This window comes from Bauldia sp., assembly GCF_965232525.1.
In the GTDB taxonomy this organism is placed as follows: domain Bacteria; phylum Pseudomonadota; class Alphaproteobacteria; order Rhizobiales; family Kaistiaceae; genus Bauldia.
Map to the genome: position 1 here is coordinate 3886813 of NZ_OZ246980.1, position 12432 is coordinate 3899244.

15 protein-coding genes are annotated in these 12432 nt (G+C 63.3%); 3 read left to right on the forward strand and 12 right to left on the reverse strand.

Features of this window, described 5'->3' with window-relative positions:
• Positions 1-326: 326 nt before the first annotated feature.
• The 11 genes from ACO076_RS18460 to ACO076_RS18510 all read right to left on the reverse strand — a co-directional run bounded on the left by ACO076_RS18460 (position 327) and on the right by ACO076_RS18510 (position 8395).
• A complete protein-coding gene (locus ACO076_RS18460) occupies positions 327-743 on the reverse strand; it encodes a MucR family transcriptional regulator (RefSeq protein ID WP_421724280.1) in 417 nt (138 codons plus the stop codon).
• A 329-nt stretch (positions 744-1072) separates the two neighbouring features.
• On the reverse strand, positions 1073-2773 hold the full coding sequence (locus tag ACO076_RS18465) for a Na(+)/H(+) antiporter subunit D (protein WP_421724281.1): 1701 nt from the start codon (positions 2771-2773) through the stop codon (positions 1073-1075).
• Positions 2763-3017 (reverse strand): hypothetical protein, encoded by a 255-nt coding sequence (locus ACO076_RS18470; RefSeq protein WP_421724282.1) that lies wholly within the window; start codon positions 3015-3017, stop codon positions 2763-2765. Before ACO076_RS18470 ends, ACO076_RS18465 begins: the two co-directional genes overlap by 11 nt.
• Entirely contained in the window at positions 3004-4476 is a 1473-nt protein-coding gene (locus tag ACO076_RS18475) for a monovalent cation/H+ antiporter subunit D family protein (protein WP_421724283.1), read from the reverse strand. Before ACO076_RS18475 ends, ACO076_RS18470 begins: the two co-directional genes overlap by 14 nt.
• Positions 4473-5954, reverse strand: coding sequence for a monovalent cation/H+ antiporter subunit D family protein (locus ACO076_RS18480; RefSeq protein WP_421724284.1), 1482 nt, complete (start codon positions 5952-5954; stop codon positions 4473-4475). The genes ACO076_RS18475 and ACO076_RS18480 overlap by 4 nt, the downstream gene beginning before the upstream one ends.
• Positions 5951-6328 carry a cation:proton antiporter subunit C gene (locus ACO076_RS18485; protein ID WP_421724285.1) on the reverse strand — a complete coding sequence of 126 codons (378 nt, stop codon included), beginning with the start codon at positions 6326-6328 and terminating at the stop codon, positions 5951-5953. The genes ACO076_RS18480 and ACO076_RS18485 overlap by 4 nt, the downstream gene beginning before the upstream one ends.
• Positions 6325-6744: a Na(+)/H(+) antiporter subunit B gene (locus ACO076_RS18490; RefSeq protein WP_421724286.1), complete on the reverse strand. Its 420-nt coding sequence runs from the start codon at positions 6742-6744 to the stop codon at positions 6325-6327. The genes ACO076_RS18485 and ACO076_RS18490 overlap by 4 nt, the downstream gene beginning before the upstream one ends.
• 4 nt (positions 6745-6748) lie before the next feature.
• Positions 6749-7255 (reverse strand): DUF4040 domain-containing protein, encoded by a 507-nt coding sequence (locus tag ACO076_RS18495; RefSeq protein WP_421724287.1) that lies wholly within the window; start codon positions 7253-7255, stop codon positions 6749-6751.
• A gap of 8 nt (positions 7256-7263) precedes the next feature.
• Positions 7264-7629 (reverse strand): monovalent cation/H(+) antiporter subunit G, encoded by a 366-nt coding sequence (mnhG, locus tag ACO076_RS18500; RefSeq protein WP_421724288.1) that lies wholly within the window; start codon positions 7627-7629, stop codon positions 7264-7266.
• Positions 7626-7913 carry a monovalent cation/H+ antiporter complex subunit F gene (locus tag ACO076_RS18505; protein ID WP_421724289.1) on the reverse strand — a complete coding sequence of 96 codons (288 nt, stop codon included), beginning with the start codon at positions 7911-7913 and terminating at the stop codon, positions 7626-7628. Before ACO076_RS18505 ends, mnhG begins: the two co-directional genes overlap by 4 nt.
• Positions 7913-8395: a Na+/H+ antiporter subunit E gene (locus ACO076_RS18510; protein ID WP_421724290.1), complete on the reverse strand. Its 483-nt coding sequence runs from the start codon at positions 8393-8395 to the stop codon at positions 7913-7915. The genes ACO076_RS18505 and ACO076_RS18510 overlap by 1 nt, the downstream gene beginning before the upstream one ends.
• A gap of 469 nt (positions 8396-8864) precedes the next feature.
• On the opposite strand from ACO076_RS18510, the gene ACO076_RS18515 reads away from it, so the two are divergent.
• The 3 genes from ACO076_RS18515 (at position 8865) to ACO076_RS18525 (ending at position 11821) form a co-directional block, all read left to right on the forward strand.
• Entirely contained in the window at positions 8865-9116 is a 252-nt protein-coding gene (locus ACO076_RS18515; protein WP_421724291.1) for a hypothetical protein, read from the forward strand.
• A gap of 97 nt (positions 9117-9213) precedes the next feature.
• On the forward strand, positions 9214-9633 hold the full coding sequence (msrB, locus tag ACO076_RS18520) for a peptide-methionine (R)-S-oxide reductase MsrB (RefSeq protein ID WP_421724292.1): 420 nt from the start codon (positions 9214-9216) through the stop codon (positions 9631-9633).
• A complete protein-coding gene (locus ACO076_RS18525; RefSeq protein ID WP_421724293.1) occupies positions 9617-11821 on the forward strand; it encodes a S9 family peptidase in 2205 nt (734 codons plus the stop codon). Before msrB ends, ACO076_RS18525 begins: the two co-directional genes overlap by 17 nt.
• A 79-nt stretch (positions 11822-11900) precedes the next feature.
• Here the strand turns inward: ACO076_RS18525 and ACO076_RS18530 are convergent, their stop codons facing one another.
• Positions 11901-12419, reverse strand: coding sequence for a hypothetical protein (locus ACO076_RS18530; protein WP_421724294.1), 519 nt, complete (start codon positions 12417-12419; stop codon positions 11901-11903).
• Positions 12420-12432: the final 13 nt, after the last annotated feature.

Sequence of the window (12432 nt, forward strand, 5' to 3'; positions counted from 1 at the left end):
TCCGACCGCTGCCTCGCGTCGTAATTCAAGACTCGACATACGCTTCCCCAACTCGCACCAGATTGTTGCAGGATTTTATTCCTTGCCTACAATAACCCATACGGCGGCAACGGGGATAACTTTCAATATATATACTTACCGAACACAACCTGAGGTTTCTTCAGCGCCACGTCGATACCGACGCAATCCGTCGTTTCCTGTGGAAAATGGATAGACGGGCCACCCCATCTCCCGCCGAATCGCAATTCCGGTAGCGCCGGCGCAAAAACAAAACCGCCGCCAAATTTTGGCGGCGGTTAAGCAGAGTTTGCCGTGTCGAGCTGGGATCAGCTACGACGCCGACGCTGTTGGCCGAGGCCCATTTTCTTTGCGAGTGCTGAGCGAGCTGCCGCATAGTTCGGCGCCACCATGGGATAATCGGCCGCCAAACCCCATTTTTCGCGGTACTCTTCCGGCGAAAGATCGTAATGGGTCCGAAGATGACGCTTGAGTGACTTGAACTTCTTGCCGTCCTCAAGACAAATGATGTAGTCGGGGAACACCGACTTCTTCGGATTCACCGCCGGCTTCGGCGGTTCAGGCTCTGGTTGATTCATCCCCTGATGTGTGCTGCTGAGCGCTCGATGAACCTCAGATATAAGCACCGGCAATTCTTGAGCCGGTACCGGATTATTGGTAACATACGCTGATACTATTTCAGCCGCCAAGTCTATCAGGTCGGCATCAGCAGTTTGATCGTCCATGGTTCACCTTGTCCTTTTTGAGCACAATTTCGACATAATGCCTCAACGGGCGGCATCGAAAACTTGAGGTCTCGATTGCGTGTTGAACCCCACAACAACACGATTCACCCGTAAGACATCAGTCGCACGGTCCGTATAGTGTCAATCTTTTACAAATACAAGGCCCGCTAAGCGACTTTTATAAGTTTTAATGTTAGTTCCGCACACTATGCAAATTGCACAAATAGTTGGCGAAAAGACAATCTCTCATGAAGTCCACTGACGCAATGATGTTCTAGATCCTTGATTAAGCGAATCGGAAAGCACCACGATAGGTCACACGTCGATCGCTATCTGAGGTAGTAGAAGAGCATATAGGCTGCGAGTAAAAACACCGCCCAGAAGGCCATGCTTCCCGTCGGCCAAGCCCTCGCCAGAACACCGGCCGGGCCGTGATGACGATAGATCGTCTGTACCGCCCGCTCTGCTGTTCGCCGGACACGGCCCACAGCACTTACCGCGGCCCGTCCTGACTTGCCATTGAGGAGACGGACCAGAGCCGGCCCGCCGCGCCGCCAAAACCAGTCGACGTCAAGAGTCACTGTCGCCGCTGGTCTCAGCCAGCCAAGCATTAGGACGAACGCGAGCGCCGCGAACAAGAGAAGCTGCAGTTGGGTGATGACGTGGCTGGCGGAGTACGGCGCGGAATCGACTGGGAACGGCAGAATCGCAAACAACGCGGCCGGGAAGATGCCGATCCCGATACACAGGGCCGAGAACAGGATCATTGCGGCGCGCATGGTCAGTGGCGGATCCGGAGGTCTGAGGTCAGACGTGCGATTGAAGAACACGAACCAAGGGAGCTTCAGCCCGGCATAAAGAAAGCTACCGGCCGAAGCGGCGGTCAGCAACAACCAGACTACCATGTTCTTGTCGAGCCCGACACCGTCGGAGATCATCGACTTGGAGATGAATCCCGAGGTCAGTGGAAAGGCCGAGATCGATAGGGCGCCGATGATCCCGCAGATCGCGGTGATCGGCATCGTGGCGTACAGACCACCGAGCTCTGTCATCTTGGTCCGCCCGGTCATCATCATCACCGAGCCGGCCGACATCAGAAGCAATGCCTTGTAGATGATGTGGATGAAGGCGTGCGCCGCGGCTCCGTTCAGCGCGAGTTCGTTGCCGACGCCGATCGCGGTCACCATGAATCCCACCTGGCTGACGATGGAATAGGACAACAGCCGCCGGATGTCGTTTTCGCGAATGGCGTAGATGATCCCGTAGAACATCATGATCAGGCCGAGCCAGATCAGGATTTCGGCGCCGGGGAAACCGCGCAGCAGGACGTAGACGGCAGTCTTTGTCGTGAAGGCCGACAGGAACACCGTGCCGGACCACGTCGCCTGGGGATAGGCGTCCGGGAGCCAGGCGGAGACAGGCCACGCTCCGGCGTTGATCAGGAAGCCGGCGAGGATCAGCCACGCCGCCGGTGACTCGAGGCTCATGGCGGTGAAGGCGATCGAACCGGTATCGCCGATGTGGCCGGCGATGCCGGCCATCAGCAGCACACCGCCGAGCAGATGGATGACGATGTAGCGCTGGCCGGCGGCGCGGGCGCTCTTGCCGGCGATCCACACGATCATCGTCGAGCAGATCGCCATCAGTTCCCAGAACACGAAGACCGTGATCAGGTCGCCGGCGAAGATCACGCCGAGCGACGACCCGCCATACATGAAGGCGAGCGGGATCTCGACCAGTCGCTCTTGACGCAGCGCGAACAAGCCGCCACCGAACACCGCCAGACAGAACACCGTGCCGAACAAGCGACTGAGGGCATCGGAGCGGAAGGGGACGAGTTCGTAGCCGAGCCAGGCGATCGGGCGGGCGCCGTCCGGCAGCGACCAGATCAACGCCAGCACGACCAGCGGCGCAGCCAGGATGACTGCGTCGCGGACGGTACCCCGGAGCCAGATGAGAACGATACCGGCCGCAATCAGGACAAGCCCTGGCAACAGCACCGGCAGGAGCAGGCCGAGGCTAGGTGTCATAATAGGTGTCCCTTCGCCCCAGAACGACGCCCAGCACCCTGGCCACGACGACAATCGCGATGCTGCTCAGAAAGCCGAACCAGGCGTAGAAGCCGAGGGTTCCATCGATACCGAACTTGCCCTCCCGTTCGACGATCAAGAACTCGAAACCGACCAGCGCCGCCAGAATGACGACGAAGACGATCCCGAACACGCGGAGCGGACCGGGGCGGATCAGTTGACGGTCGTCGTTATTCATCGACATCGGGTGACAGCTCCCCGGTTAGGCGTTCGGCGAGATCGAAGGGTACGTCCGGCACCAGGAACAAGACGACGGTCAGGATCGCCGTGAAGGTCAGCGAAACGACCATCGGCCAGGGTGACTCGGTCACGTTCTGCTTGCCACCGCTCCCGCGAAACGCGCGATAGACAATCGGCAGAAAGTAGCCCGCGTTAAGTACCGTCGAAAAGACAATGACCGCGACCGCGAACCACTGCTCGATGGATACGGCAGCGATCAGGATGAACCATTTGCCGAGGAATCCGGCGGTCGGCGGCACGCCGATCATCGACAGGGAACCGATGGCAAAGGCCCCCATGGTCCATGGCATCTTGCGCCCGACGCCGTTCATCTCGCTGATGTTGTCGACATGGGCGCCGACATGGACCGAGCCGGCGGCAAAGAACAGGGTGATCTTGGAGACCGCATGGGCGGCGATATGGAGCACTGCGCCGAGGATCGCCAGCGGCGTGAACAGCGCTGCGCCCATTACCACATAGGACAATTGGCTCACGGTCGAGTAGGCCAGTCGTCGCTTGAGATTGTCCTGCTGCAGAGCGATCAACGAGGCGGCGACGATCGTGACGCCCGCGACGTAGAGTAGCCAGTCGCCGGTACCCGCCTCCGCCAATGTCTCGACACCGAAGACATAGACGATCACCTTGACGATCGTGAACACGCCGGCCTTGACCACGGCGACGGCATGGAGGAGCGCCGACACCGGCGTTGGCGCCACCATCGCCGCCGGCAGCCAGAGGTGGAGCGGCATCACCGCCGCCTTGGCGATGCCGAACACGAACAGCGCGAGCAGAATGCCGAGCGAGACGTCCGACATGGTCCCGCCCAGAATGCCCCCCGGCTCGAAGTCCAGGGTTCCGGTCGCAACCAGCGTCCAGGCGATCGCCGGGAAGAGCAGGATGGTCGACGCACCCAGCAGGAACATCATGTAGACCCGGCCGGACTTGCGCGCGTGCTCGGTGCCCTTGTGGGTGACCAGCGGATAGGTGGAGATCGTGAGGATCTCGTAGAAGACAAACAGCGTGAACAGATTGCCGGCGAACGCGACACCCATGGTCGCGGCGAGCGCGATCGCGAAACACACATAGAAAAGGGTCTGCCGGTGGGCGGCCTCGGCCCGCATATAGCCGATCGAATAGACCGAGTTGGCGATCCACAGACCCGACGCGATCAGCGCGAAGAGCATCCCCAGCGGCTCGACGGAAAAAGCGATGGTCAGCCCCGGCACCACCGTCCAGACCTCGAGCGCCGGTTCGCCACCGGCAAGCACCTCAGGCAGCAACTGGACGACGACGTAGAACAGCGCCACTGCCCCCGACAGGGTCACCGCCTCGCGGATGTTCGGCCGTCCGTCGAATAAGGGCAGCAGCACCGCGACGGCGGTGGGGACGATGAGGGCGAGTGCGATGAGGGTTGCCGGCGTCATCGGATCCCCGCCAGCAGCGCTTCGGCCGCCCGTTCGGACATGGCGGCGGTCAGCTCGGTGTCGATGCCGAAATAGATGGTGGCCAGCGACAGGATCCAGATCGGCGCCAAGGTCCCGAACGATGCCTCCTTGGCCTCGGCCGCCGGCCCGGTCGGCTCACGGAACCAGACGCATTCCATGAAACGGCCGACATAGATGACGGTCAGCATCGACGAGAGCACGATCAGAAAGGCCAGCCACCACCAGCCGACCTCCCACGACGCCACCACCAGGTACCATTTGGAGATGAAGCCGGCGGTTCCCGGTACGCCGACCAGGCTGAGACAGGCGATCATCACCGCGCTCATCGTCAGCGGCATGCGGCGGCCGATCCCCGCCGCGCCGGAATAGTCGATCGCCTGGATGCGGTAGAAGATCGCCCCGAGCCCCATGAAGATCGCCGCCTTGACCATGGCGTGGTTGAGCAGGTGCACCAGGCCGCCGGTCAGGCCGGTGACCGTCGCGATGGCGAAGCCGAGGGTGATGTAGCCGACCTGACCGACCGACGAATAGGCGAACATCCGCTTCAGGTCGGACTGGAAGATCGCCACCGTCGAGGCGCCGAAGATCGCGGCCACCGACAGCCCGATCAGGATCGGGGTGACCGGCAGCTCTGAGAAGACGAAGCCGGCGCCGAACACCGAGAAGACGTAGCGGGCGAACAGGTAGAGCGCGACCTTGGTCGCCGTCGCCGCCAGGAACACGGTGGTGAACGACGGCGCGTAGGCATAGGCATTCGGCAGCCAGACATAGAGCGGGAATAGCGCGATCTTGAGGCTCAGCCCGACGACGATGAACGCCAGCGCCACCAGCACCGGTCGTGTGGTCTCGACGTCGACGATCCGCTCGGCGATGAGCGAGATGTTGAGCGTCCCGGTCATCATGTAAAGGAGGCCGACGCCGATCACGTAGAACGACGCGCCCATCGTGCCCATGATCAGGTACTGGTACGCCGCGACCAACGACCGGCGATCGCGCCCCATGGCGATCATCGCGTAGCTCGACAGCGACGAGATCTCGAGGAACACGAACGCGTTGAAGGCGTCGTTGGTGATGGCGATGCCAAGCAGCCCGGCCATCGCCGTAAGGTACATGGAGTAGAACCACGCGACCCGGCCTTCCGGTACTTCGGAGAGCACGCTGAGGCGGGCGAACGGCGCGATCACCCCGGCGACCGCCGAGACCAGCAGCAGGATCAGCGCATTGGCGATGTCGATCCGGTACTCGATACCGAGCGACCGGTCCCAGCCGCCGAGCTCGTACGTCACCACCCCTTCGTTGAGCACGCGCAGGAACAGCATCGCCGAGATGACCGGCATGGCGATGCTGACCACCATGGTGACCAGCCACGCCGGACCGGGCCGACGCACCATCGCGGCGAGAAGTGCCCCGAATAGCGGTACGATGACCTGAAGGGCGGGCAGTTGCTCGCCGATCAAGGTTCGTCTTCCCGCTCGAAGATTTCGTCTTCCTCGATCGTGCCGTACGCCTCGTTGATGCGCACCACCAGGGCGAGACCGACCGCGAGCGTCGCGATGCCGACGACGATCGCCGTCAGGATCAGGACGTGCGGCAGCGGATGGGTATAGACGGTGAAGTCCTTGTCGATGATCGGCGGCGTTCCGCCCAGAATCTTGCCGGCCGACAGGTAGAGCAGGAAGACCGAGCTCTGGAACATGGTGAGCCCGATCAGCTTCTTCACCATGTTGCCGCGGGCGATCACGATGTAGAGGCCCGAGACCATCAGGAACACCGTGACCCACTGGTTGTAGTGGGCGACCAGCCCGCCGGCGAGATTGACGAGTTCGTTCATTTCCGCCCTCGCCCGGCGAATGCGTAGAAGATCGCCACCATGGTCGAGCTGACGGTCACGAAGACGCCGATCTCCACCAGAAACACGCCCCATTCCTGGCTGTGGGGCATGTCGTAGGAGAGCTTGGAGTAGTCGAGATAGTTGAGGCCGGTGAGCCATCCGAGCACGCCGACGCCGGCGAAGATTAAGACGCCAAGCGGGATCATCGCCTCGACCAGCCCGGGGCGCACCAACCGCATCGCCGCGTTGAGGCCGTAGATGAGCGCGTAGAGAATGACGCCCGCGGCCGCGATCACCCCGGCCTGGAACCCGCCGCCGGCGCTGTAGTCGGCGTGGAACTGCACATAGAGCGCGAACACGAAGACAAACGGCAGGATGAACTTGGTAACGACCCGGAGGATGACGTCCAATCGCATGGCGCTACGCCCCCGGCCGCGTGCGCTTCAGCAGCATCAGCACGGCGATGCCGGCGACGAACACCACGGCGGTTTCGCCCAGCGTATCGAGACCGCGATAGCTGCCGAGCACGGCCGACACCACGTTGTAGATCCCGGTCTCGGGCAGCGACCGGTCCATGTAGTCGGGACCGGCGAGCTGCACCGGCGTGTCCGCCGCGCCGAAGGGCGGCGTTCCGGTCACGCCCCAGATCAACACGCCCGCGGTGGTGACAGCCAGAATGAGCGGCAGGATCGGCGAGTGCCGCGGTTTCGCCTCCTCGGTCTTGGTCAGATAGAGCGTTCCGAGCAACAGCACCGTGCCGATACCGGCGCCGACCGAGGCTTCGGTGAGCGCAACGTCGACCGCGTCGAGTACCAGCATCACGCTGGCAATCAGGAAGCTGTAGATGGTCGATAGCACCACGACGGCGAACAGATTGCGGACCCGGACGATGCCGATCATCGTCACTGCCAGCAGCGTCAGCAGCACGAAGTTGATCAGGGCTTCGATGACGTCGCCTCCTCGACCGGCGGATCGACGTCCTCGATCTCCCGCCCGGTCTTGTCGCGGGGCTTGAAGCCGGCGTGCAGCGCCGCGCGAGCGACGGCATGGGTCGCGGTCGGGCTGGTCAGTGCGATGAATAGAACAAGAAAGATCAGCTTGACGCTGACCAGCGACCAGCCGGAGAAGAATACCAGCCCGATCAGCACCAGCGAGACGCCGAGCGTGTCGGTCACCGATGCCGCATGCATCCGGGTGAAGATGTCCGGCATGCGGACGATGCCGAGCGCGCCGATCGCCATCAGCAGGGCGCCGGCCAGTGTCACGATGCCGCCGATCAAGGTGACGATGTCGCCGGTCATAGCGACCCTTCCTCCTCGTCCTCGCCGCCGTAGCCGAGCGGGCCGTAGCGGAAATATTTGAGGACGGCGAACACACCGATGACGTTGAGCAGCGCGTAGGTGATGGCGATGTCGAGGAAGTCGGGCCGGCCGGTGATGAAGCCGAACAGCGCGAGAATCACGATCGCAGCATTGCCGACCGAGTTCATGGCGACCAGCCGGTCGAATACGGACGGCCCCTTCAGCGCCCGCACCAGTATCAGCGCCAGCGCCACCAGCGCCGCGATCATCGCTGCCGCCAGCATTACCGGCTCCCTTCGAACGCGGTGACCCGGCGATCCATTTCGCCGCCTTCGACCTCGGCCGCGCTGGCTTCGGTGAGCGCATGGACGACGAACTTCGGCGCGTTGCGATCGACCTTGGCACTGATCGTCGCCGGCGTCAGTGTGATCGAGTTGGCGTAAGTGGCCATGCCGACGGCGGTTTTCTGGGTTGGCCGGATGCCGATCAGCTTCGGCGAGACCGGCAGTGACGGCGTCAGGATGATGCGCGCAACATTGAGGGTCGACTTGACAATCTGGACGGCGAGCCACGGCCAATAGAGTAGGCCCGGCAGGACCAGCTCGGCCGGGTGGCCCTCCTCGTCGGCGTAGCCGAACGAGCGGCCGAACAGCGCGATGACCACCGCGATGATGAACCCGAGCGAAATGAACCAGGCGGTGTAAAGCCCGGATAGCAAAAGCCAGAAAATGAACAGCGATACCGCCAGGCTGATGGTGCGGAGCACGCGATGGGAACCCCTCTTGTCAACGGGCTCACATTACCCAGCCCGCCCCGCCGATCAACAGAAACCGGGCGCGCGCCTTTGCCACGGTTCAAGAGCACGTCCAGGCGGTTGGCGGGGCGATTACTGGCGAAGCGGAGGCCGGACACCTGACGCATGGCTTCAAACACCGTTTCCGTCGGGTTCCGGCGTTCCTTCAAGAGAAGCGCGACGGCACATAGAGTTACGTCGCCGTATGAACATCCGTCTTCCACGCTAAGACAAAGTACGATCCAAGTCCCCGGAAAGTTGGGCGCCAGCGCAGGAAGCGTATCCGCTCACGCGTGATCCTTGATATCTCCGTTTTCATACAGCCTAACCTCGAACATATCGAAAATTTCCCGATCATTCGCCGAGAACCATAGTTGTACTATCTTGCGTATATAATATATAAAAACAATTTGAATCAATACACGGGAGGGAAGCCATATCGTTGATTGCAAAAAAGAACAAGATCAGTAAACCCTTCATTGACAAGATCAAGAAGGACACTCGAGTCCTGTCCGACGACTTCGGCCGGATCACCCTGACGCCGGCCGGCGCGGCGGCCGCGGCCAACGACTGGGAGAACGGTGTTGCAGTCGCCGTCGGTCGACTGGACGGTGAGGTGAAGGCGTTGGGGGTCGCAGCCGATACCCGCCGCGATGATCAGGGCCGCGGCGGGCGGAACCTCGCGGTGACGTGAAGCGGCCGCGCGTTGTATGGACGGAACGGCGACAGCATATAGGACGGTGCGCCGCTCCCAGGCGCCGCTTCAAGTAACAACAACAATAGGTCCGGCAATGACCGCCTCACCGCCCAACAAGATTCGCAAGACCGACTCCGAATGGCGCGCCCAGTTGACGCCCGAGCAGTATCGCATCACCCGCCAGGCCGGCACCGAGCGGCCGGGCACCGGCCCATATCTCAATGAGAAGCGCGACGGCACATACCGATGCGTATCGTGCGGCACGCCCCTGTTCCGTTCCGAGACCAAGTATGAGTCCGGCTCCGGCTGGCCGAGTTTCACCGCGCCGGTCGACGCGGCAATGGTTGAGGAACTGGCCGATCACTCCCACGGCATGACGCGCACCGAGGTTCGCTGCGCCGCCTGCGAGGCCCATCTCGGCCACGTCTTCAACGACGGCCCGGGTCCCAACGGCCTGCGCTACTGCATGAACGGCTGCGCCCTGGACATGGACCCCGATGACGACAAGACGTGATGTGACCGCGTCGCCGGCGCTCTCCGCCGGCGGCGCGTTGAAGCCCCCTGTCGCCGAGCGCCGGCCGGTCACCGACACCCGCCACGGCATCAGCCGCACCGACGATTACGCCTGGCTCCGGGCCGACAACTGGCAGCAGGTGATGCGCGAGCCGGCAGCGCTACCGGCCGACATCCGCGCGTATCTGGAAGCCGAGAACGCCTACACCGACGCGGAGATGGCGGACGAAGAGGCGCTCCGGGAGACGCTCTTCAAGGAGATGCGCGGTCGGATCAAGGAAGACGACTCGTCGGTTCCGGTGCCGGACGGACCGTATGCCTACGGCGTCCGATATACTGAGGGCGCCGAGCATCCGATGATCGTGCGCACCGACCGCGACGGACGCAACGAGATTGTCCTGCTCGACGCGAACAAGCTCGCCGAGGGCAAGGCCTACCTCCATCTCGGCGGCTCGGCCCACAGTCCCGACCACACGCTGCTCGCCTACTCGGTCGACGAAATGGGCTCGGAGTACTACGAGCTCCGCATCCGCGACGTCGCCACCGGTGAAGACCGCGCCGATCGGATTCCCAACACCACCGGCGGCGCCGTCTGGGCAGCCGACGGTCGCAGTGTCTTCTATATCTGGGTCGACGAAAACCATCGCCCCGCCAAGGTGTTTCGCCACACGGTCGGCACCGACGCCAACGAAGACGTGCTCGTCCACGAGGAAACCAACCCGGGTTATTTCCTCGGAGTCGGTAAGACCCAGTCGGACGCCTTCGTCGTCATCGACAGCCATGACCACGAAACCTCGCAGTCGTGGCTGATCCCCGCCGACCGACCGGACGCGCCCCCGCGGCTTGTCGCCGAGCGCCGGGACGCCGAGCGCTACTCCGTCGAGCACAATGGCGACCGGCTCTACATCCTCACCAACGCCGACGGGGCCGAAGACTTCAAGATCGTCAACGCCCCCGTCGACAGTCCTGACCGTCCCAACTGGACGGACCTCGTGCCCCATCGGCTCGGCCGGTTGATCCTGTCCGGCACCGCCCACAAGGATTACCTGATCCGGCTCGAGCGCGAGGCCGGCCTGCCGCGAATCGTCATCCGCCATCTTGCCGACGGCGCCGAGCACGCCATCGCCTTTGACGAGGAGGCCTATTCGCTGGGGACCATGCCCGGCTACGAGTTCGACACCACCACGCTGCGTTTCAGCTACTCGTCAATGACGACGCCGGGCCGGGTCTACGATTACGACATGGCGAACCGCACCCGGGTCCTGCGCAAGGAAGACGAGATCCCGTCCGGCCACGATCCGGCCGACTACGAAACCCGCCGCATCTACGCCGCCGCGTCCGACGGCGCCGAGGTGCCGATCTCGCTGCTCTATCGCCGCGGCACCCCGGTCGACGGCACCGCGCCGTGCCTCATCTACGGCTACGGTGCGTACGGCATCGCCATGCCGGCGTCGTTCTCCACCACCCGGTTGTCGCTTGTCGATCGCGGCTTCGTCTATGCCATCGCCCATATCCGCGGCGGCAAGGACAAAGGCTTCCACTGGTACGCTGACGGCCGCCGCGAAAAGAAGGTCAACACCTTCACCGACTTCATCGCCTGCGCCCGCCATCTCGTCGCGGAACGCTACGCCGCCGCCGACAAGGTCGTCGGCTGGGGCGGCTCCGCCGGCGGCCTACTGATCGGCGCGGTCGCCAATAGCGCCCCCGATGCCTTCGCCGGCCTGATCGCCGAGGTGCCGTTCGTCGACACCCTCAACACCATGCTTGACGACACCCTGCCGCTGACTCCGCCGGAGTGGCCGGAGTGGGGCAACCCGATCACAAGCGCCGAGGACTACCGCACCATCGCCGCCTATTCGCCCTACGACAATGTCGGCGCCCATCCCTACCCCGCCATTCTCGCCTTGGCCGGGCTCACCGACCCGCGGGTGACCTATTGGGAACCGGCCAAGTGGGTGGCGAAGCTCCGCGCCACCCAGACCGGCGATCACCTGCTGCTGCTCAAGACCAACATGGACGCCGGCCACGGCGGCGCCGCCGGCCGCTTCGACCGGCTCAAGGAAACCGCCTTCGCCACCGCGTTCGCGCTGAAGGTGGTCGGCGTGGCCGACGCCCCGTCAAAGGTGCGATCTCGGCACAAAGTCGGCAGCCGTCCCGGCGTCACATGGAACCCGCTCATTCCCGAGTAGTCGGGAATCCAGCGAAAGAGTCAGGATACCAGTCTTGGCCGGCCCTTCTCGCCGATCGTTGAGGCTCGCCCTTGCCGCCTCAGCAGCTCAGCGAAAACGCGAAGGTCTTCTCCAGCGGGCGGCCGCTGGCGCCATGGCGCTCGACCACGTCTTCGAGCATGAAGCCCTGAGCCGTGCGATAGGCGCCGGTTCCGGCCACGATCGCCCGTTCGCCACTGGTGACCGAGACCGATTGGGTGTTTTCCACCGCCGAGGCCGGCTCGTAAACGGCTTCGGTCATGATCATGCCGTCCGGCAGAAGGAAGTACCCGCGATAAAGTGCGGCGCCCGTCGATCCTGCCGGCGGGGCGGGATCGATCGAGGTGATGTACCAGCGATAGAGCCCAGCGGGTTCGCCTTCTTCGTCGATCAACGACCGGACCCCAACACGTACATCGCCGAGGCTGACCCCCGCGTCTCCGCCGTCATGGAAGGCGACCACGCGGTTCTCGCCGGTGCTCATGAGTGTGAACTTCCCGCAGCCGTCGCCTTCGGCCGCCCCGGCCAGGCTCGACCCAACCAGGACCGCGACCGCCGCGAAAACTGAACGACGAACCATCATTCTCGTCATG